We start from the raw sequence: 22,315 nt of genomic DNA, 5'->3' as shown, positions 1-22,315 counted from the left end.
CGAAGTTTTTACTTATCCTTCCTATTACGATACTTTTACATAAGCGATAAATTCACGTTGATCAAACGTATAATAAACTTGCCCTTGATAGTGAGCTAGCAAGTCTGACAATTCATCGCGATTAAAACTTTTTAGCTTAACCATATTTCCTTTTAATTTTGAAACATGACTGAGCAAACTACTTTCTGGTGTGAGGTCTTCAAGTTCTTGGTCATCAAAAGTGATTTTTGACATTTTGATCTTGCCATCTTCAACATAAATTTTATATTGAGGAAAGACTTGAGCCAATTCAAACAAGACATCTTTTGTCAAAGCTTCATCTTTTTCAGAAAAGATACGAGCAACCTCTTTATCATTTTCATAAGTGAAACCATATGATTTTCCTGATAAATTCAAACGAATAAAAGGCTTATGTTCGTCAAAAGATGGCTTATCATTTAAAAGCTGCAATTCTTTTGATAGTTCAAAATAATAATCTGTTGCGGCTTGCGGAGATTGTTTTTGATACATTTCTGCAAAATAAGCATTGATAACACTTGGAGGTGGTGTGATGAAACTCAATTTTTGCTCATCTGTTAAATCCTCCAAAACATTTTGCAAGTATACTTTATCTAGTGACGTAAAGCCACCGTATTTTAAAGCTAAACTTATATAATCAGTCATAGAATTCTTCTAGTCTCCATCTATTTTTTGGATTAATGTAACCAGTGATGGTTTCGTATCCTTCTGCAAAATCATAACGATCAAGCAGCGCGATTTTATTTAAATCGTATAGCTTATAGGCTTGATTTGGGTGAACACGAATGCTAAATGGTTCAAAAATCTCACGAATTTCATTGATAATCAAACGGCGCAAAAGTGAACGAGCATCTTTATCACGCGCAGAAATACGCACATTTGGAAAAGCTGTCGCTGCAAAATGCTCTGCCACATCCATCTTATTATAAACAGCTAAACGTGGAATATCCAGCATATCTAGATTTTTTAACAGATTCAGAACAACTTTTTCGTGTTCAGCATGATTTGGGTCGCTGGCATCAATCACGTGTAGCAGCAAATCAACATGACGGCTTTCTTCCAAGGTTGACTTAAAGGCTGCCACCAATTCTGTCGGTAAATTTTGAATAAATCCAACCGTATCCGTGAGAGTCACTTGAAATTGATTTTGCAAATAAATTTGCTTTGTCGTCGCATCCAAAGTCGCAAACAATTCATCAGCTTCATACTGCTTATCATTTGTCAAAACGTTCATAATCGTTGATTTACCAGCATTTGTGTAACCAATCAAACCAATTTTAAAGACTTGTGACTCAGTGCGTTTTTCTCGACCAGTTTCACGATTCTTCTCAACGATTTTCAGTTGACGTTCAATATCTGAAATTTGATTGCGAATCGAACGACGGTTAAGCTCTAACTGGCTTTCACCAGGTCCACGACTACCAATTCCACCTGCTTGTCGGCTAAGCATAACCCCCTGACCAACAAGACGTGGCAACATGTATTTGAGTTGAGCCAGATGAACTTGCAATTTACCTTCGTGACTACGGGCACGCATGGCAAAAATATCTAGAATCAACTGCATACGGTCAATAACTTTAACGCCAAGTTCTGCTTCCAAATTAACATTTTGACGTGGCGTTAAGCGGTCGTTGACAATCACAGTATCGATCGCATCAGCGTCAACAATCGCTTTGATTTCAGCTAATTTCCCTGAACCAATCAAAGATTTGCTATCATATTTCTCACGTTTTTGACGATAAGATGAGACCACCTCAGCACCTGCTGTTTCAGCGAGTGACGCCAATTCTTCCATTGACATTTCAAAGTTTTCTGTGTCAGACAACTCAACTCCTAGCAAAATCACTCGTTCTTGGTGCTTGCTTGTTTCAATCATCTTGTACTCACCCCTTTACTTGATTAATCCGTAAATATCATTATAACATAAATTTTATTCGAAGAGGGTAAAGGAGTTTTTGCTCTACCTTACACTTTATTATCATTTAAGAAACGGTCAACATCTTCTGCAACTTTTGTTTTAAAATCTGTTTCAGAAACATTATAAAACTGAACTGTCATTCGATTTCTAAACCAAGTTAACTGGCGTTTGGCAAAGCGTCGTGTGTTTTGTTTTAATTTTTCAACACAGTTTTCAAGAGAATCTTCTCCTGAAAAGTAGGGGAAAAGTTCTTTGTAGCCAATAGCTCGTGCTGCTTGGACCTCACGATAATTGTCATAGAGCCATTTTGCCTCATTCAAAACCCCATTTTCAACCATGAGATCAACGCGATAATTAATGCGGTCATATAGAACTTGACGATCGTCATTTAGGCCAATTAAGTAAGCATCATAATCTGTTTCTTTGTTTTCTAAACCTTTTCCAAATTTAGCTAACTCAAGTGCTCGAATAGCTCGACGTCGATTAATCTGAGAAATTTCAATTTTTTGCTCTGCTATTTTTCCAAAAAGCTCGTCGTCTGATAAAAGGTCAAGCTCTTTTCGATAAGCAAGGACCTTTTCCTGATCTACTTGGCCACCCAGATGGTAACCTTCTAGTAAGCTTTGAAGATAAAGTCCTGTTCCTCCGACGATAATCGGAAGTTTGCCTCGACTAACAATATCTGAAATGGCTGCGCTAGCTTCCTGAACAAAATCATAAACCGAGTAAGTCTCATCAATATTGCGCACATCAATCAAATGATGCACTGCTTCAGCTTGTTCTTCAGGAGTTGCTTTTGCCGTTCCAATATCTAATTGACGATAGACTTGCTGACTATCACCACTGATAATTTCTCCATTGAACTGTTTTGCTAGCTCAATTCCCAGTGCTGTTTTTCCAACAGCAGTCGGCCCAACTACCGCTAGCAGTTTTATTTTTTTTGACATTTATTTCTTATCCGTCCTAAGCCTGATTTTTTAGTAAATATAACGTTTTCACTTGAACTTTTAGGCAATTTTTGTTACCCTTATTATAACATAAGATGGTAGGACAAGAAAACCAATCCTATTGCTACAAAAGAGTATAAAGAACTCTTTATACTCCCTGTTCTTATCAGTAAGGAGGAGAATTATTATGGCTAAAAAATTCGCATTTGCTAAAGGTATTGCTACTGGTGTGGTAGCCACTGCAGCTACAGTTGCTGGTGCTATCTTTGCAGTTAAGAAAAAAATTATTGAACCTGAAGAGGAAAAAGCTGCTTTCATTCAAGAAAATCGTAAAAAAGCAGCACGTAAACGTATTTCTCACTAATTGCTGAACAAACTAAAAGCTCTGAGCCTGTTGCTCATAGCTTTTTTATGTGTCTTTTTACAAAATCTCCCAATCTTCAATACTAAATTCATCCAATAATGCTTGAATCTTATCAAATGCCAAACGAAAATGTTCTAATTTGTGTCCATCTGAACCAATGGAATATTTATGGCAACCAAGTTCTTTTACTAGACTTAGTGCATATCGATAAAGCTCTTCTTTGCCATACAAATACATGGATTTACTATTTAACTCAAAAGCTAAATCATGGTCAATCATTTTTTGGAAGATACGCTTTAATTGAGGTTCATAAACTTTTAAATCCTCGACTGTCATATCAAAAATTCGAAAGCCATAATCAAAATGTGCTAAAACATCCGCATCCACGCGCCCAATAGCATACTCTAACTTATCCAGATATTCTTGAATAATCTCCGCCTTTTCCATATCTACCACTTCATCATCAAGGTAATCATTTGTCCCATTATGGTGAACTGATAACAATTTTAAGTCATAGTTCTTATCTGCTAAATAAGCAATAATATCATCTTCACGTGGCTCATAATAGCCAATTTCAATTCCTTTTTTGATACGATTGCCATATTTTCGATTAAGCTCAGCTATTTCACGCGAATAAGCGTCATAATCCGGCACATTATCTTGCTTAGTATAAGGATTTGACAAATCATAGTGCTCTGTTGTCACAATATCACCATCATAATGAGTTAAATAATCTTCAAACTGAGTCTCTGAATCATATGAAAAATGTGTGTGTAAATGATTATCTCGCATCCTCTACCTCGTTTATCTTTACTTGTGACTAATCTAAATCCTCAATACCAGCTGCCATGCGCTCTTCTCCCCACCAATTTGGCATCAACTCACCAAGTGTAATGGTTTCACGCTTGTCATAGTCAATCATAAATTCCAAATCTTTATTTTTAGGTGACAATTGCATCAAAAATTCACGGCAGGCACCACAAGGCATACCTGAACCACCACCATTTGGCGCTTTATCACGAAAGGCAATGTTACGCTTTATAGTCGTTTGACCAGATTGCTGGAACATATTAAATGATGCAGCTCGTTCCGCACAAAGATGAAATACACCAGACGTAGCTTCAAAACAGTAGCCTGTGAAAATCTGTCCATCTTCTGCTTCAATTGCTGCAACAACATGATTTGAATAAATAAAAGGCGTCACATAATGTGGATTATAGTCATTTTTTGCCGCTTCGTACAGTTTCTCCCAAATATCCATCATAAATCTCCTATAAAAATTGTCAGTCTTTTCTTATTTTACCAAATTTTCTGTCATTTTTATAGAAAAACATATTTTTTCAGTTATAGTTTATAACTATACATTATCCCATATAAATAACTATTTTTCAAAACTGAAAAGCTCAGCTAAAATAGGAATCACAAAAAAATAAACGAGGTATAGAAAATGGCTAAATCAAGATTTCAACTAGTTGGTTCACTTTTACGACCAGCAGATTTACGCGAATACAAAATCGCAATCGAACATCGTGATGATATCAAATATCCTTTCTACGATGCATTCGAAAACTACAAAGAAACAGAAACAGCTGATATCAAAAAAGTTATCGCTGAAGAAAAAGCGGCAGGTATCGATGTCCTAACTGACGGCGAATACTCAAAATCTATGTGGCACCTTGATTTCGTTTGGGGCTTAAAAGGTATTGAACGTTACATCGCTGACCACGGATACACTTTCCAAGACCATGATGGCGGTCATTTTGAAACACGTAAGGATATTGGTATCCGTATCACAGAACCACTTTCTGGCAAAAATCACCACTTTCTAGATATTTACAAACTTCTTAAAGAAGAAGCTGGTGAAACTGACACAAAACTAACAATCTGGGGACCTGCCCACGCCTACACAGAATTCACAGTCTTTAATCAATTAGTTGGCGAAGACCAAGTTTACAAAACTAAAGAAGAACTAAAAGCTGGTCTTACAAATGCCTATAAAGAATTCTTGAAAGAATACAAAGAAGCTGGCGGAGAAATCATTCAATTTGACGACTGCCTCTGGGAACTTTTCGATGAAACAAACCCAACTGGTTTCTTTGCTCAAGGGAACAGCGCTCTTGCCAATCTTGCTGATGAATTCATCGCAGTAAATAACGATGTTGCGGACTACGGTCATGAGCTTGGTTTGCAAGTTTGGACTCACAACTGCCGTGGTAACTACGAAAGTCGTTCTGCTGCTGGTGGTACTTACGAAGCTATCGCAACAAAATTCTTGAAAGATCAACACTATGACCGTTTCTTCCTTGAATGGGATAGCGAAGTGGCTGGTGACCTTAAAGCTCTTGAAAGCTTGAAAGACTCAGATGCTGAAGTCGTTCTTGGACTTCTTTCAAGTAAAACAACTGATCTTGACGATGAAGAACGTGCGCTTAAAATGCTTGAAGAAGCTAGCCAAATCATCCCTAAAGACCGTCTTTTCCTTTCTCACCAATGTGGTTTTGCTTCATGTGATTCAGGAAATGAACTTGCTATCCCACAACAATGGGCTAAAATTAAGCAAGGTCAAGACATCGCCGCTAAATTCTGGAGTTAATCCAATCAACTCGCCTTTATTTTTTCAATATACAATATACTATACCAAAAATGGCCGCAAGCTTTATGCTAAACGGTCGTTTTTTTAATTACTTTTAAAGTTTGACGACTTCTAGGCGGTCTCCACCGATAATAAGCCCAGCTTATGTCAATCAGCATTATTATTTTATTAATTAAAATTCATTACATTAACTTACCACTTGCACCTCTAAATAAACACTGTAAATAATACAAATTAATAATCACATATATAAATGTCGATAAATAACTTCTACTTCTTCTTGTTCAATTAATTTTTTTAGCTTTTCTATACTTTCTTTAATACTTAATTTATGTTTTAAGAATCTTATGCCACTCACTAATGGATACAAAGACTCTAAGAAAACAATTTGCCTTTGATAAGCCGGTACCAAGCTATTTGTACCATTATAACAATTTGGCGTTAGAGGCAATTGCTTAAACGCTTCATAATTCTCATTATTTGACAAAAACTCCTCAAATGCACTTCGTCTTATATCTTCATTCAATTCACTAATCATTGAAAAAATTACATAAATAGAATCAGAATGCGCATTTAGTTTTACTTGATGAATAATCCACTCTTCCTGCCGATTTTTAACCAACTCATCATTTCCAGAATACTGCAGCATCTCGCCAAATCTACTACTAATTTGCCAATCATACATGATTTCATTCGGAACATTTTTTAGTAGGTAATCGTAGTATTTAATATAATTTTCTGATTTCCAAAGAATATTATTTCTCATATATTCATTTTGTGACTGATTATTCCAAAAAAACTCAGAATATTCTTTAAGCCAAATATCATCATTCTTTATGAATTCAAGTAAAAACTCTCCCGTATAATCTACAATTCTTTCTATAGATAATATATAAAAATATATATTCCTCAAAAGTTCTATATTATCTTTAAAAAGTTCAAGTAATTCTTTAGGAGAATATATCTGATTATGAAATAAGTGTTCAAAATAAATTTTTACCATAAAATTACTATAACATCTTTTTTCATAAATAATTGAACAAGCAATAGGATAAATTTTGGGTTCACACTTCAAAAACTTATCTAAAATTCTTAAACAACGCTGAGATGATAAAGTAACCTCCTTATCGCTATCATACTTTAAAAATTTAAGAAATTCATCTAACCATTTTTTATTAATAACCTCTTGTGGCAAAATATCAAAAAAAATAAATAGCCATTCATTTTTTTGAGGAAACTCTTTTGAGTTTATCTTAGAATATAAATTTTTGAAGTTATTAAGTTTATTCATGGACTTTAATATTTGTCTAGGATAAATAGAAAAATTTGAACCATTGCTAATATATGAATTCCAAAACTCTTCTAAATATTCTTCTCGCAAATTAGTAAGGAATATCTCTATTCCCAAATTAATGTGACATAATTCAAAACCATCTGGAATATCTTTCAGGATTTCATTCATATAGTATACAAAATTATATACTTCACTTTTTGATATCCTATCTGCATAATCTTTGATTTTCTTTTCTCTCAGGGCTTCATACTCTTTATAGTCAAGATTATTCAGTAAAACATCAAATCTAAACAAACTATATAAATTCCACAAAGGTCCTTGTTGTTTATCACACCATTTTTTATCAATTTCAATATTAATACTCTTTAAATTACGTTGTAAGATCTCAAGAGTTTTAATAAAACAGATTCTATCACAATTTAACAAATCTAAAATTTTATAAATATCATTAATTTCAGCATCTAATATTTTAGAATCAACTTCACAGGAAATACTTCTAACATAATTTTCTATGTACTGTAATACAAAATCTTTGAACTCGTTTCTTTCTGCAAGTAGTAGAAGTATTTTCCAACAATACTGACGATATTCTCTTACCCCTTTTGAGTTTTCTAATTTCATGTGATAAACTCGAACTGCATTTTCAGATTCAGAGACTAACGGATGAAAACTGAAATTCAAAACATACTTAGACCACTGCAGGCCTAAAACCATTGCAATTTCATTTTCTTCTTCAACAGACTGTAATAATAATTTTCCAATTCTTATTTGCGAATAATAATCATAACGATAAGAATAAATATCTATACCATAATTATCCTTCAACCAGCCAGAACCTAAGATGAAATTTTTACTACTCTTACTACAATATTCAATCAATAATTCTACAACATAGTTAATATTAGTACTATAATTATAACCCACCAATAAGTTCAATAGCCTGTCACTCATAATATACTGATTTTCTCTGAAATCAACATTTAACGGATTAAATTGATCATATTCAAGCTCGTCAATCCCTTCTTTTGCCAATAAAAATCCCTCTTCTGGATTAAATACATGGAAATCTTCTACAAATTTTTCATAACAATCATCATTAGAAATCTTTAACTTTTCCCAAACTTTCAAAATCTCTTTTCTACAATATTCCTTAGTTACATCTGATTCAAAAATATTTAGTATTGTATTGACTGATCGAATAACGCCGTTTCTAAAATACCTATATCCTATTTCCAACACTTCCCCCAGAGAAAGTATTTTTCTTTGAAAGAAAACATAATATAACATATAATTTGCCAGACATTGGTCTGATAAACTTGCTACTTGATTTAAATGTATCTCTACAACTTCAAGTTGAGCTAGTTGACGAACTTTCATCATAAATACTTCGTTAGAAATACCATAACATTTTAAAATACCTTGTAAAGCTGATAAATCGTTTAAAATCACAGTATTTATTACGGCTAAAATTCCCGCAGTTAAACAAAGTTCCTTATCTTCGCCCAAAGCATTATCTACATGTTTTCTGTAGTATGCATCATATAGTTGAGAAACGTCGTTTATTACGGAGAGTGTTTCTTTCTCTAATGCTAATTTACCAGCCATATAAGCTATTCTTGGATTTCCCTTTGATATCTTTACTATCTTTTCTATATAGTTTAAATTTTTTATACCCAAATTTTCATCCAAAAAGCTTATGATTTCATCATCCTTAAGTGGTTCAATCAATGTAATATGTGGATTAACATAATTCTTAATCTCAGAAATAACATTTCCCTTTGCATAATCTCTAACTGTAACAATTATCCTGGCTTCATACCCAAGATATCCTTTTGTAACATACTCTAATATACGACTAAGCTCAGCTAATTCGTTCGCATCATCTATAAAGAACAAATACTTTCCTCGTTGTTCTGTTGCCGACACAAGATCCTCATATAAGCTAAGATTATTATTTTTAACACACAACAACTTCCATCCATTGTTATTCGAAAATTCTTTTATCGCCTCTAAAGCTAACCTTGTTTTGCCTACACCAGCTTTTCCCGTCACAACGACTACATTGTTTTCTAGTAGCGCATTTATTATTTTTTCTTTTTCAGAAATCCTAAATTGAAAATTTGTTCTAAGTGGTGCAGACATACCATTTGCATCACATTGAATAATAAAATCATCAACTGAAAGAATTTGATTTGTATCAATACTTAATCCCAAGTATGTTACCAAGGAAGGATAAAATGAATATACTTGATTGGCAATCTCATCCACACCATAAATCGTCAGTCGTACCCCTTGTTCTTCACAAATATCATGTAACTTTTTGTCATCCCCAGCATTTAAATTTGATGAGGTATGACAGCATATAATTTCTTCAATGCCGCTCGTTTCAATTCCTGTTTTTAATACATCTAGACATTTTTCTACATCTTCTTTTATTTTTGAGTAAATTCCTTGATCCTGCATTGTATAAGCTACAAATACATACTTTCCATTCTCTTTTCGAAAATATGTATCAGGATTACCTTTGGTAGTTTTTCCTGTTCCAGCTTTCATCCCATATCCATGCACATTTCCATACCCTTTTTTAGAAAGAAATGTATCACAAAATTCCTGAAATTCAGCAGGTCCTAATTCAATAATTCGTCTTTTTATATCTGTAATACTCGACATACTTCACCTTTCTCATAAATATTAAAAAATAATACAGTTTAAAAGAGTTCTTTATCGTAACTTATTAAAAGTATATTTCTGAATAAACTGAATTTTAAAATTTATATCCAAAGCAACTTTATCAGAAAAATTATAACAAGACCAACTCTACTCACAACTAAAAATTACCATTATTATAAACCACTAAATATAGAATGAGAATCTAAAATATCAAATAACCACTTTTAAAGTTTAACTACTTCCAGACACTCTCCACCAAGTAAAACAAGGTATTTGTCAACTTGATCAATATGATATGACTTGCTGAGTGCTTCGGCATAAAGTGCCATTTGACCTTGGTATCGGTCTTTGATTTCCTCGCTGTTTGTGTATTTATCAGTCTTGTAATCTAAAAGAACCAAACGATCCTCTAAAATAAGATAAGCATCGACAATCCCACGAACAACAAATTTTTCTTTGCTCTCAGGGTCTTCTTTTAGCATAGCAAATGGAGCTTCGCGGTAGATTTTGTCAGTATTTTGCTGAATCAATTGTCCAAGAGCTGAATTTTCAAAGAAATCCAAAACATTTTCTAGATGAATGCGCGCTTTAACTTCATCTTTAGCAGACACTTGTGTTAGAGCTTTTGAAATATCCTCTAGTGTCACTTTTTGAGACAAGGAAATGCGCTGCATGAGCTCGTGCATGGCAGAACCAATCGCTGTTGCTTCAACCTTGGCTTTTTTCGAAAAATCAGGTAAGGCAAAGCTTGGTTTTACTTGGTCCTTCTTAGCCATCACATCAACACCATCAGTATCCATAACAAGCTCATAAAGTTTCTTAACCTGACTAGGTGTTCTTAAGCTTGGCAGGTTAATGGCTGATTGATATTTGGTATTCAACTCTGCAACTGCCTCAAGTCTCTCCAAAGCTTCTGCAATATTTTCTGACTGGCGGTTATTTGACAAATCATCAGGTTTAATAGCTGATTTGACTTCAATCTGACCGATTTTCTCTTCTGTCAGATCTTCATCTGTGACAAATTCAACCTTAAATGGTAAGTCCTTATAAGCTTCATGAATGGCCAACATCCAATCTTGGAAAGTCATGAAAGCTTCACGTTCTGCAACTGGAAGATGATTATTTTCTGACTTACCGCTGTATTTATCAACCAATTTCTCAGAACTTGCTTTTCCGACTAAATACAATTTCTTCTCAGCACGGGTCATGGCAACATAGAACAAACGCATTTGTTCAGACAAGGTTGCTAGGCGCAGTTCACGTTTATTAAGCTGATAAGGCAAAGTGTCCATGCTAACTTTAACGGTTGGAAAAACATCCGTATCTAACTCTTCTCGCATGTCAGCCAAATATTTGATACCAGCTCCATTTTGACGTGACAAAATCAAGGGTGACATCATGTCTTGAATACTGAATTTCTTATCAATGTTCAAAATAAAGACATACTTGAATTCAAGTCCTTTACTCTTATGGATAGTCATCAAATTCACAGCATGTTTTGGAAGGGCCACTTCAACGTCAGCCAAATCATTTTCACTTTCTAAGACGCGATCAATCATGCGAATAAAGCGTGATAAGCCTTTAAAGCCAGTCTTTTCAAAATTATTAGCACGAAGTGCAAGGGCGTAAAGATTGGCTTGGCGCTGCTCGGCACGGGGGAGATTGCCCACGTAATCATAATAAAAGCGCTCATTGTAAATCTTCCAAATCAAATCATAAAGCGAATGCCATTTGGCAAAATCACGCCACTTGCTAAAGCAAGTCATAAAATCTTTTAATTTTTCACGTAAAACTGGTGTGACCAATTCTGCATGCTGACCTTGATTAGCCAAAGCATGTTCTAGTTTTTGGTAAAGATTGGCTCTGGTCTCATCCTCGCTTGTTTGAAGAGCAAGACGAGCAAGATCATCTTCGTTAAAAGAAAACATTGGTGAACGCATCAGAGCTACCAAAGCATAATCATTAAGCGGATTATCCAGAGCTCGAAGGGTATCTAGCATCACCATAACTTCAACAGATTTTAGGTAATTTTGCTCACCGCCATCCGTCACCAAAGGAATACCATAATGTTCAAAAGTCTGCAAAATACCATCATTACGCGTACGTGATGAAACTAGCAACGTGATGTCTTCAAAGGCAACACCTTCTTCGTTATGCAGGCGAATAATTTCTTTAGCTACCAGCTTAACCTCGTTTGGATTGATTTGCTCCTCTTCTAGACTACTTGCAAGTTCACCACCATCATCAGTATCGTAAATAAGGACTTGTGTTTTATTTTCTGGATGAGCTTCTTTTTGTGCGGGACTGCCTGCTACTAACTGGTGCATGCCATCATACAAAATTTCCCCAACAGACTCGTCCATCAAATGCGTAAAGACACTATTTGTCGTATCCAAGACTTCTGACTGACTACGGAAGTTTTCTTTTAGCAGAATTAATTTTCCATGTTCTGGATGCTCTTGAAAATCCTTGAATTTTTGGTTAAAAATCTGCGGATCAGCCTGACGAAAACGATAGATAGATTGCTTGATATCTCCCACCATGAATCGATTATGACCATTTGACAATAATTCAAGCATGCGTTCTTGCGTGTGATTGTTATCTTGGTACTCATCGACCATGACTTCGTGGTATTTATCTTGGTAGAGCTCACGAATATCTGGATTTTCTTCCAAAATCTGGATAGCAAAATGAGCGATATCCGAAAACTCAAAAGCATTTTCTTGAATTTTAGCTTGCAAATATTGTTCAGAGAAATCCTGCATAAACGCTTGTAAAAGTTCTAACAAAGGCAGACTTTCCGATTGGTATTTGAAGATAGTTTCTAAGTGTTTCAGACCAGCCAAACGACCTTGGAGAGTCTTGAAAATTGGATATTTTACCCCTGCAACTGTCACAGCTGGACTAGATGGAATCAAGTCAGCCACATCTGTCGCCAAACGACCAAGTCCATCACGACCGTAAAGCGTCTCAAAATGCAAAGCCCACTCATGCAAATGCTCAATCATGTTCAAATGCTTTTTATAAGCCGCTGTAGGCGTCCCCTTAGCTGTTTTTTGCTTGTAATCTTCTAAATCCGTCACATCTTGTAATTGATTAGCTGTCTCATGCATGCAAGCTAGAAAATCCACAACTTCTTGGTCGGGAATGGCGGAAAAATCAGTATAGGTTCTAGCACCTTTCAAGAAAACCTCAGACAGCCATTTCTTAGGATTATCCGTTGCTTGAATGAAATCATAGATTTTGTAAACAATTCCTCTAAAAGCTGTGGTATCTTTACGATTGCCAGAAAAATTACGAACTAATTTGCGGAAAATGTCTTGATTTTGCCCCGTCATGTAATCTGCAAAAAGATCTGCAAAAACGTCATTCTTGACAAGATCTTGTTCGCTCTTATCCGTCATAATGCGAAAAGTCGGTGAAATTCCTAATGTGTAGCCGTATTGGTTAACCAACTTTTGCGTAAAGGCATCCATGGTTCCAATATCAGCAGTCTGCAGAGCTAGCAGCTGCTCATTAAGATAGGTTTTTAAATCATTATGCGTCGCTTGTTGCAAAGCTTGGCTGATTTTTTTCTCAAGACGTTCTTTTAATTCTCCCGCTGCTTTAACTGTAAAGGTCGAAATAAAGAGCTGGTCAACAGTAATCCCACGCAAAATTTTATCAATAATGCGCTCAACCATGACGAAAGTTTTCCCAGAACCAGCCGACGCTGATACCAAAATATTGTTGCCATAGCTATAAATGGCTTCAATTTGTTCAGGTGTTCGTTTTTGCGCTTTTGATGACTGAGCCTCTTTTTGCTGTAGAGAAGAAATCGCTTCAGCCGTTAAAAATGGTTTAAAGATCATCTTTTTCCTCCTCTTCTTGCATCAGGCTCAAAAAGCCTTGACGTCTATCTTTTCTTGGTAATTTAAACCACTTGCGTGCGTATGGCATGTGGCGATCCGCTTCAAAGCGTGTGATAGCTTTTAATTGGTCACCCTTAACCGTCTTACCATCCTCACTGTAAGGATTAATCAAAAAGTATCCTTGTTTAATTTGCTCAGCTGCTTGAAGGAATAATTTTTGATTATAATCTAGTAAAATATCTAACTCTTCTTGCGTGTAAACAGAATCATTAAGATGATAATTTCCATTTGATAAATAGCCTTTTTCATCTTCTAAGAACAAGCCACGATAGCGAAGTTCTTTAGACAAATTCTCCAAAATTTTCTCTGTAGTAGCTACCGATGACAAATCTACTTTTGGCTCTTGCATGTGAAGGTACATGGCTCCAAAAATCTTATCTGATTCACTTTTAATTTTTTTATCGCGAAGTGCTTGCATATAAGTCACCAATTGCGGATTAAGACCATTGTAGAATTTTTGAATATCAAAGGTATTGTTACTTGATTTGTAATCAACCACCCCAAGACTTCCATCTGACAAACGATCCACACGGTCAATAATGCCTCGAATACGAACTGCATTGGCAAGCATTAATTCAAAAGGTTCTTCTTCATTTTCCACCTGGATCTGAGTATCCTGACGTAAAATGGTTGCCGTGCTTCTAGCAATATCTTCTAAGACTGTCAATGAGTAGTGGCTTTCCTCGTCTTCTTCGTAGATAAATTTGAAAGCATCTTCGGCGTTGGTTGTTTGAATAGCTCGATCTAATTTATTGTCAAACGGCTGGTTAGAAGCATCTTTCATGACCAATTCAAAGACACGATGAAGGTATGTTCCGTGATTTCTAGCGTCAGGGTGAATAGTTTCAACCTCTTGTAAACCAAGCACATACTGTAAGAAATATTTGTACTGATTGTTATAGAAAGTTGTCACCGCTGATGAAGATAAATTAATCGGCTCATCACTTGGAAAACGCGTCTCAATCACTTCATCAGAAACTGGCTTGGTCTGCATATTGTCCTTAATAAGTGGCAATTCAATACCGTCATTTACCAGTTTTTTACGAAGATAACGTACAGCTACTGACCAGAAGGTCTGCTCTTCTTTGCTAAGCTCGCGTTCTTCTTCAATAGCTAAGCGATTAACCTCAATCACACGAGATAAGAGCGCTTTATAATTCCCAATGTCTTCAGCATCTGTCGACAAACGATTTCGTCCCTTAACCAAAACAGGCACACCAAAGCTAGCTAATTCCGCAAGATAAGAAGATTCCTTATCTTCTGACTCGTTAGCAATTTGTGGCAAACTGAGCACCAATTCTTCCGTCGCTGAATTAAACAATGACAAAGCAGCAAAATGATTTTTCTTAATATTTTCACGACTAATCACATCAAAACGTTGATTGTCAGCTGTTGTCTCATTAACCTTGGCACGTTCTTCATCTGAAATCAAGCTACGATTTTGCGCAATCTTTGGGAAATGCGACTGCGTCATGCCAAGTGCAAAGACAAATTTATTGGTATGTGGCTCAACCAAATCATAAGATTTTACAGAAACCACATCAACACTTGCTGGCACTACGCGGTACTGGGCAGCCAACATACCGCTTCTTAAAAGAGCTAAAAATTCATCCAAAGACAATTTTTCTTGTCCAAAAATCGTTTGAAATTGCTCGAGAATGCCAGTAAATGTTCGCCAAACTTGCTCGTGCTTTTCTTGGTCATTTTCTGAGAAGGTAGCTACCATACGCTCTAAATTCTCAGGCAAAGAAATAGCACCCAAGAAAGTCATCAATTTTTCAAGCAGGCTTGAGCCAAACTGCTTTTGTGCCTTAAATAAACCTAGCAAAGGCGCCATGATTTGCTCGCGCATGCAATTAATATAAGCTAAGTGTTCTTCACCCTTGTAAGCAATCGTGAACTCCTTGCCAAATTTACTTTGTCCTTTAATATCAGCGTAAATCAGATATTGCTCAAAAAGGTCTAAATCATCTTGAGTGAAGGAACCATAAAGTCCTGTTTTCAAAAGATTAACCACATCTTCCATACGAAAACGGTAACGTTTCACGCGCTCCAAGGAATCAATAAAATGCACCAAAGGATGATCGCTCATCGACTCTGCTTTTCCAAAATAATAGGGAATTTCATATTTATCAAAAATTTTGCCGATTTGCAGACGATAGCTATCCACATCACCCAAAAGCACCAAAATATCTTTATAGCGATAGCCTTGGTGAAGTTTATGACGAATAGCCTTTGCCACATGCTCAACTTCTTCTTTTTGATTAATAACATCCCAGATAGCATAATGTTTCTTATCATCTTGCGTTAAGGTGATATCTGATGTTGTAAAGTCGTGCTTAGCTTCAAAGAGTTTTGACAACTTAGCAAATGCTTCTTGAGATTTTTGAGAGCTCTCAACATATTCTGGCTGTGTTTGAAATTTAGCTGCCAAAGAACGTAAAAAATCCAAACTTGCCTGATAGACATTCCCAGTTGAAAATGTCGCCTTATAAGCCTTTTGACTACTGTAAGTTCCGATAATCACTTGAGCACATTTTTCTTCTAAAAGGCTGACCAAATCTTCCTCTTCTGCTGAAAAACGTGTAAAACCGTCGATAACCAAAACAACATTTTCAAGCGCATCATCCAACTGACCCGATGCTACCTGCTTAGTAAAAAATGCAATTTTTGACTGATTGTCATACTGATTGGCTAACAAAATATCATTAACCGCCAAAAATATTTTCACCAAATCTTCTTGCTTCTCAGCCGTATGCAATTCTGTCAAGTCGAGCACGGTCATGTTAGCCGTTTTTAATTCCTTATACAAATCAACCAATTGCTTGATGAAATTCGTATCTTGCTTTAAACGCCCAAAAACTTTCAAATCCGTATCCGAAAAATGAGACAGCGCACGATAAAAAATCATAGCTAATCCATTATCATCAATCGTTTCTTTGGTCTGAGGCTCATTTAAGACAAAATAGCGTGCCATTTGAGCAAAACGCGTAATGGTAATGGCAAAAGACGCGTGGTCAGGTAAAAGTTCCAGAACCGCCCTTTCCTTTTCAAAAGACAAAGAGTTTGGAGCGATGTAGAAAACACGCTTACCAGCTTTAGCCTCTTCCATCGCTTTTCTTGCCAAAATTTCAGTCATATCAAACTGAATATCTGTATATAATAATTTCATAATAATCCTTCGTCATATCACTAGATAATCCTATTATACCAAATTCTGCTATCAGTTTGGCTTTTTGATAAACAAGAAACCACCACTACTTTCGTAGCGGTGGTTTATCTATATTAACCCAAATAGCCTAATATTGTCTCAAATGACTAACGAACTTCTGCTCCGAGTTGTTCAACAAGGACTTTAGTGATTTTATCCATGTATTTAGTAACTTCTTCATCAGTCAAGTTGTCGTTTGGATTTTGGAAAGTAAGGCTGTAAGCCATTGATTTCATACCTTCAGCAATATTTGCACCAGCATAGACGTCAAAGAGCTTGATATCAGTTAAACGTTTCACTTTAGCTGATTCAATAGCAGCAACGATTTCTTTGTGAGTAGTAGTTGCTGGCAATAGCAAAGCAATATCACGAGAAACCGCTGGGAATTTAGTGATTTCAACAAACGCTTTATCAGCTTGAAGAGCAGCTTCAATAATATCCAAGTTTAATTCAACTACGTAAGTTTCTGGAACGTTGTAGTTTTTAGCTGTTTGTGGGTGGATTTGACCAACAAAACCAACTAACTGACCATCCAAGTAGATGCTTGCTGTACGACCTGGATGCATGCTTGCAAGACCTTTTTCAGCAACATATTCAACTGTCAAATCAAGTTTGTTAAAGATAGCTTCAACGATACCTTTAGCATAGAAGAAATCAACTGGAATTGCTTTTGTTTGGAAATCTTTTTCAGCAACTAAACCAGAGATAGCAAAGGCAAATGTGCTGATTTCGTTTGGTAATTCTTCTTTTGGATTGCCTTTTTGTTCGAAGACTTTACCAATTTCGTAAATTGCTAAGTTACTGTTTTTACGAGCAACGTTGTAGGCAATAGTATCAAGCATACCAGAAACAACATTTTGACGAAGAACTGAACGTTCTACTGACATTGGCCACATCAATTCAGTTAAATTGCTTGGTTGCAATGTGAATTCAGTAGCTTTTTCAGGTGTTGTTAAAGCGTATGAGACGATTTCAGTCAATCCAGCACCTTCAGCAATTGAACGCATTTTACGACGCAATTTTTGTGTTGCTGTCAATTCACCTGCTGTAGCAGCAGCTTCTGGAAGTGTTGTTGGAAGATTATCGTAACCGTAAATACGTGCAATTTCTTCAACTAAGTCAGCTTGAATAGCGATATCCCAACGGCGACGTGGTACTGAAACTGTGAATTTATCAGCATTTCCTGACAAACCAAAACCAAGTTTTGCAAAGACATCTTCGATATCAGCAAAAGTCAATTTTGTTCCCAAACGAACGTTTACGTAGTCAAGTGTTGTTGATACTTCAACATCTTCAGTTGGAACTGAACCAGCTTCCACACGACCATAAAGAACTTCACCTTCAGCTAATTCTGTAAGCATTGCTGCCGCAAAATCAAGCGCTTCGTCAACAGTAGCGTAGTTAATACCTTTTTCGAAACGAGCTGAACTTTCAGAACGAAGGTTCAAACGAGATCCAGTGCGGCGGATGGCGGTACCATCAAAGACAGCAGCTTCAAGAACAACGTTTTTAGAAGCGTTGTCGATTTCAGTAGCTTGACCACCCATCACACCAGCAAGAGCAACTGGTTTGTCAGCTACTGTGATAACAAGGTCTTCTTCTGTCAATTCACGTTCTTCACCATCAAGAGTGACCAATTTTTCACCAGCACGCACATTGCGAACAACGATTTTATTGTCTTCAAATTTATTCAAATCAAATGCATGCATTGGTTGACCGAAGTACAATAGCACGTAGTTTGTCACGTCGACAACATTGTTGATTGGACGAATACCAGCGTTCATCAAAAGGTTTTGCAACCATTGTGGACTTGGTTTAACAGTCACGTTTTCAACGACACGTGCTTTGTAAGTCAATACTTTGTCAGACTCGATAGCAACATCGATAACGTCTTTGGCAGCTTTAGAAACTTCTTTGAGTTCTTTTTCTGGGAAGTGAACTTCTTTTCCGTAGATAGCAGCTACTTCGTGTGCAACCCCGCGCATTGAAAGAGCATCTGCACGGTTTGGTGTGATTGACAATTCAACGATTTCATCATCCAAATCAAGATATGGGAAAATGCTGTCACCTGGTTTAGCATCTTCTGGCAAGATTTGAATACCGTCTGAAAATTCTTTTGGAATGATTGATTCTGGCAAACCAAGCTCTTGGAGTGAGCAAATCATACCAAGTGATTCCATACCACGGATTTTACCTTTTTTGATTTTGTAGTTGTCAGCAATACGTGCGCCTGGTACAGCTACGATAACTTTGATACCTGCAGTAACGTTTGGAGCACCACAAACGATTTGGCGCAATTCATCATCACCAGTATCTACTTGGCAAAGGTGCAAGTGTGTTTCAGGAACATCTTCACAAGATACAACGTGACCAACAACCAATTTTGTCAATCCTTCAGATGGTGATGAAACTCCTTCAACCTCAATCCCTGTTGTTGACATTTTTTCAGAAAGCTCATGTGTTGTAACATCAACATCAACAAGCTCTTTTAACCATTTATAACTTACTAACATAATATGTGTTAAAAGCTTTTCGCAGTCAAAATACGTTTGACAGGTAAGCTTCTTTATCCCTTTCTACTCTTATTCTTTTAAGGCTTTTCGCATAAGCCAATCTGTGTCTACTTTATCGCCAACTTTAAATAAGTGCTCTGAAAATTTTTCAAATCCGTATTTATGGTAGAAACCTTGAGCTTTGATATTGCCTTCCCAGACACCTAACCAAGCCCAATCAAATTCACCTGCCTTAGCCATATCAAGCGCCAGCTCAAATAATTTCTTACCTAAGCCAAATCCCTGACATTCACTAAGAATGTAGATACGTTGAATTTCAAAAGCATTTTCCAACTCATGCTCAGTCTGTGCTGCGCCCCAGTTTACTTTCATAAAACCAACCTCGCGCCCATCAACTTTGACAAATCGAACATCAGATTCTTTATCTGTCACATCTTTTTCAAGTTGCGCTAAAGTATAATTCTCATCGAAAAATTGTTGAAGTTCTTCTTCGGTATTATCAAAACCAAAGGTTTCACGGAAAGTATCGATGCTAAGCTTTTGCAGCGCCTCTAACTTATCCAAGGTCACTTTTTCAACTTTGATTTCTGCCATGATGACCTCCAATTCTTTTTCTTGCTAATCAATTATTTAAATTGATCTGAGAAACGGACATCGCCTTGATAGAAACCACGAATATCATTGATACCGTAACGAAGCATCGCAATACGTTCTTGACCAAGACCAAAAGCAAATCCAGAATATTTTTCTGAGTCTACACCAGACATTTCAAGAACACGAGGGTGTACCATACCAGCACCAAGGATTTCAATCCAACCAGTTTTCTTACATACGTTACAACCTTTACCACCACATTTGAAGCATGAGACGTCAACTTCTACTGATGGTTCAGTGAATGGGAAGTATGAAGGACGAAGACGGATTTTACGATCTTCACCAAACATTTTCTTGATAATCATTTCAAGAGTTCCTTTAAGATCACCCATAGAAATGTTTTCACCAACAACAAGACCTTCGATTTGGTGGAATTGGTGGCTGTGTGTCGCATCATCTGTATCACGACGGAACACACGTCCTGGTGAGATCATTTTCAATGGACCTTTAGAAAAGTCGTGTTTATCAAGTGTACGAGCTTGCACAGGACTTGTGTGAGTACGAAGCAAGATTTCTTCAGTGATGTAGAAAGTATCTTGCATGTCACGAGCTGGGTGATCTTTTGGCAAGTTCATACGTTCAAAGTTGTAGTAATCTGATTCAACTTCATATCCATCAACAACTTGGAATCCCATACCAAGGAAAATATCTTCGATTTCTTCACTTATTTGCGTCAAGACATGACGGTTACCAAGGTTAACTTGACGTCCTGGAAGAGTCACATCCAAGCTTTCTGATTCCAATTGTGCTTTGATTTTAGCAGCTTCAACGATTTTAGCTTGTTCTTCAAAAGCTTTTGTCAAAACGTCACGTACTTCATTAACTTGTTTTCCGACAACTGGACGCATTTCTTTAGAAAGATCTTTCAAACCTTTCAATAATTCTGTCAATGATCCTTTTTTACCAAGAACTTGCACACGTAATTCTTGAAGTTCTTTTGCATTGTTTCCACGCATTTCAGCCAATTTAGCTTGCGTAGATGATTTTAATTCTTCTAACTGCGCTTGTAAATCCATTAAAATTCCTTCCTTGGGGCAACCCCTAATGTTTTTAAACGAAAAAAGCGTGCCACACTCCAATAGCGGAGCGTTGACACGCGGTACCATCCGTTTTTTATCTGACTAGCAGACCTTAATTCATCGTCTTTAACATGAGTGAATTCGCCAAACTTTCATCTAGGAAGCTTCCAGTCACGACTTCCATTCCCTGTTAAACTGCCATAAGGTTACTATTCTCATAAGACACTATTCAATTTACACCCCATTCTAGCAAATTTTTTGCCATTTGACAAGGTTGAATATAGCGGCTTAATTCACACTAACCTGACCTGAATAATAATCAAAGCTTAAACCACTTTGGACATTTGGAATGAAAACATTAAACTCTAAACTACCGTCAGATGATTTTGCTTCCAAATGTGTCCCGCTAGCAAGAATATTATCGCCATCATAAATCAAAGTCACTCGGTAACGAACACGTTTATTCTGATCAAGTGCTCTTCTGACCTGACCTTCGTAGTAATTCTGACCCGTTGAGTCTTCTGAACTAGCTTCATTTGCCCAAGCTGTCTGAGTGGCTACATTTTCAGGATTGCTTGTTGAAGCATCAAAGCCTTTTAAGCCGCCGACTAAAGCATAGCCAAGCAAATGCCCACGGTCAACAGCATGACTATATCTTCCAGAGATATTTTGGGCTTGATGCCAGCCAGCTGGCGTCCAAGAGGTTGACCCATTTCCAGTTTCCTCACGGCTTCTGTATTGACGTGTCAACTTACTCAACAAAGCATTTGCGACCGTTGGAACAGTCTGACCTTGCACAATTTTTGTTTTGTTATTGGCATAAGGTTTGCTGGCTACTCTTGCATTCAAATCGGTTTTATTTCCGTTAACCAAATAAGCTCCCGCGCCGTTCCATTCTAAGTTTGAACCAAGCTGAGCTTTAACGCTGTCTGTTAAGACTGAATCTGCCAATTCTTGACTTGGCGTTGCTTGATTAGCAGATGACTGATTTGACACAATCTTTACAGATGATTCTCCCGTAATCAAGGAAATAACTTGATTAACAGGATTACTTGAATCTGATGTTGTCAGCCAACCCGCACCAATACTAAGCAATAAAACTAATAAAAAAATAAATGATTTTGCCTGTTTAGACAGTTTTGATTTCTTTACCATAAAATCCTTTCACTAAAAAAGTGGAACATCGTGCTTTATCAAAACCAT

Annotated in this window: 14 protein-coding genes; 2 read left to right on the top strand and 12 right to left on the bottom strand. The window is 36.5% G+C overall.

All coding sequences use genetic code 11. From position 1 onward, the window contains the following. Nucleotides 1-24: 24 nt before the first annotated feature. The 3 genes from DQN23_RS03335 to miaA form a co-directional block, all read right to left on the bottom strand. Nucleotides 25-663 carry a cystathionine gamma-lyase gene (locus tag DQN23_RS03335; RefSeq protein ID WP_020916508.1) on the bottom strand — a complete coding sequence of 213 codons (639 nt, stop codon included), beginning with the start codon at nt 661-663 and terminating at the stop codon, nt 25-27. Then, nucleotides 656-1,894 carry a GTPase HflX gene (gene hflX, locus DQN23_RS03330; protein ID WP_020916507.1) on the bottom strand — a complete coding sequence of 413 codons (1,239 nt, stop codon included), beginning with the start codon at nt 1,892-1,894 and terminating at the stop codon, nt 656-658. Before hflX ends, DQN23_RS03335 begins: the two co-directional genes overlap by 8 nt. Before the next feature lie 89 nt (nt 1,895-1,983). Then, nucleotides 1,984-2,883: a tRNA (adenosine(37)-N6)-dimethylallyltransferase MiaA gene (gene miaA, locus DQN23_RS03325; protein ID WP_111712708.1), complete on the bottom strand. Its 900-nt coding sequence runs from the start codon at nt 2,881-2,883 to the stop codon at nt 1,984-1,986. A gap of 187 nt (nt 2,884-3,070) precedes the next feature. Here miaA and DQN23_RS03320 point away from each other — a divergent pair, with 187 nt between their 5' ends. Beyond that, nucleotides 3,071-3,247, top strand: a complete 177-nt coding sequence (locus DQN23_RS03320; protein ID WP_020916505.1) for a DUF3042 family protein — start codon at nt 3,071-3,073, stop codon at nt 3,245-3,247. A 57-nt stretch (nt 3,248-3,304) separates the two neighbouring features. On the opposite strand, the gene DQN23_RS03315 is transcribed toward DQN23_RS03320, so the two are convergent. Together DQN23_RS03315 and DQN23_RS03310 are read right to left on the bottom strand one after the other, a co-directional pair. Next, nucleotides 3,305-4,039: a PHP domain-containing protein gene (locus DQN23_RS03315; RefSeq protein ID WP_058833144.1), complete on the bottom strand. Its 735-nt coding sequence runs from the start codon at nt 4,037-4,039 to the stop codon at nt 3,305-3,307. Between the two features lie 28 nt (nt 4,040-4,067). Beyond that, nucleotides 4,068-4,508: a cytidine deaminase family protein gene (locus DQN23_RS03310; RefSeq protein WP_111712707.1), complete on the bottom strand. Its 441-nt coding sequence runs from the start codon at nt 4,506-4,508 to the stop codon at nt 4,068-4,070. Between the two features lie 186 nt (nt 4,509-4,694). Between DQN23_RS03310 and DQN23_RS03305 the strand changes: the two genes are divergently transcribed. Then, the gene (locus DQN23_RS03305; protein WP_111712706.1) at nt 4,695-5,840 is read left to right on the top strand and encodes a cobalamin-independent methionine synthase II family protein; all 1,146 of its coding nucleotides are present in this window, start codon (nt 4,695-4,697) and stop codon (nt 5,838-5,840) included. A 241-nt stretch (nt 5,841-6,081) separates the two neighbouring features. Here DQN23_RS03305 and DQN23_RS03300 read toward each other — a convergent pair whose 3' ends face one another. The 7 genes from DQN23_RS03300 to DQN23_RS03270 all read right to left on the bottom strand — a co-directional run bounded on the left by DQN23_RS03300 (nt 6,082) and on the right by DQN23_RS03270 (nt 22,267). Then, nucleotides 6,082-9,804, bottom strand: coding sequence for a P-loop NTPase (locus DQN23_RS03300; RefSeq protein ID WP_111712705.1), 3,723 nt, complete (start codon nt 9,802-9,804; stop codon nt 6,082-6,084). Nucleotides 9,805-10,028: 224 nt separating this feature from the next. Further along, a complete protein-coding gene (addA, locus tag DQN23_RS03295) occupies nt 10,029-13,655 on the bottom strand; it encodes a helicase-exonuclease AddAB subunit AddA (protein WP_111712704.1) in 3,627 nt (1,208 codons plus the stop codon). Beyond that, on the bottom strand, nt 13,645-16,887 hold the full coding sequence (gene rexB / locus DQN23_RS03290; RefSeq protein ID WP_111712703.1) for an ATP-dependent nuclease subunit B: 3,243 nt from the start codon (nt 16,885-16,887) through the stop codon (nt 13,645-13,647). Before rexB ends, addA begins: the two co-directional genes overlap by 11 nt. A 146-nt stretch (nt 16,888-17,033) precedes the next feature. Next, nucleotides 17,034-19,439, bottom strand: a complete 2,406-nt coding sequence (pheT, locus tag DQN23_RS03285) for a phenylalanine--tRNA ligase subunit beta (RefSeq protein ID WP_111712702.1) — start codon at nt 19,437-19,439, stop codon at nt 17,034-17,036. A 69-nt stretch (nt 19,440-19,508) separates the two neighbouring features. Further along, nucleotides 19,509-20,033: a GNAT family N-acetyltransferase gene (locus DQN23_RS03280; RefSeq protein ID WP_058833150.1), complete on the bottom strand. Its 525-nt coding sequence runs from the start codon at nt 20,031-20,033 to the stop codon at nt 19,509-19,511. Nucleotides 20,034-20,065: 32 nt separating this feature from the next. Then, entirely contained in the window at nt 20,066-21,109 is a 1,044-nt protein-coding gene (gene pheS, locus DQN23_RS03275) for a phenylalanine--tRNA ligase subunit alpha (protein WP_111712701.1), read from the bottom strand. A gap of 291 nt (nt 21,110-21,400) precedes the next feature. Continuing rightward, a complete protein-coding gene (locus DQN23_RS03270) occupies nt 21,401-22,267 on the bottom strand; it encodes a DNA/RNA non-specific endonuclease (protein ID WP_020916496.1) in 867 nt (288 codons plus the stop codon). Between the last annotated feature and the right edge of the window lie 48 nt (nt 22,268-22,315).

Origin of the sequence: Streptococcus lutetiensis (assembly GCF_900475675.1) — a bacterium.
GTDB classification, from domain to species: Bacteria; Bacillota; Bacilli; order Lactobacillales; family Streptococcaceae; genus Streptococcus; species Streptococcus lutetiensis.
Note: the sequence above shows the minus strand (reverse complement) of the source record. Positions and strands in the feature narration are given on the sequence as shown.

Coding starts and splice junctions, on each gene's coding strand:
- DQN23_RS03335 (WP_020916508.1), bottom strand. CDS start 663: ATGACTGATTATATAAGTTTAGCTTTAAAATACGGTGGCTTTACGTCA.
- hflX (WP_020916507.1), bottom strand. CDS start 1,894: ATGATTGAAACAAGCAAGCACCAAGAACGAGTGATTTTGCTAGGAGTT.
- miaA (WP_111712708.1), bottom strand. CDS start 2,883: ATGTCAAAAAAAATAAAACTGCTAGCGGTAGTTGGGCCGACTGCTGTT.
- DQN23_RS03320 (WP_020916505.1), top strand. CDS start 3,071: ATGGCTAAAAAATTCGCATTTGCTAAAGGTATTGCTACTGGTGTGGTA.
- DQN23_RS03315 (WP_058833144.1), bottom strand. CDS start 4,039: ATGCGAGATAATCATTTACACACACATTTTTCATATGATTCAGAGACT.
- DQN23_RS03310 (WP_111712707.1), bottom strand. CDS start 4,508: ATGGATATTTGGGAGAAACTGTACGAAGCGGCAAAAAATGACTATAAT.
- DQN23_RS03305 (WP_111712706.1), top strand. CDS start 4,695: ATGGCTAAATCAAGATTTCAACTAGTTGGTTCACTTTTACGACCAGCA.
- DQN23_RS03300 (WP_111712705.1), bottom strand. CDS start 9,804: ATGTCGAGTATTACAGATATAAAAAGACGAATTATTGAATTAGGACCT.
- addA (WP_111712704.1), bottom strand. CDS start 13,655: ATGATCTTTAAACCATTTTTAACGGCTGAAGCGATTTCTTCTCTACAG.
- rexB (WP_111712703.1), bottom strand. CDS start 16,887: ATGAAATTATTATATACAGATATTCAGTTTGATATGACTGAAATTTTG.
- pheT (WP_111712702.1), bottom strand. CDS start 19,439: ATGTTAGTAAGTTATAAATGGTTAAAAGAGCTTGTTGATGTTGATGTT.
- DQN23_RS03280 (WP_058833150.1), bottom strand. CDS start 20,033: ATGGCAGAAATCAAAGTTGAAAAAGTGACCTTGGATAAGTTAGAGGCG.
- pheS (WP_111712701.1), bottom strand. CDS start 21,109: ATGGATTTACAAGCGCAGTTAGAAGAATTAAAATCATCTACGCAAGCT.
- DQN23_RS03270 (WP_020916496.1), bottom strand. CDS start 22,267: ATGGTAAAGAAATCAAAACTGTCTAAACAGGCAAAATCATTTATTTTT.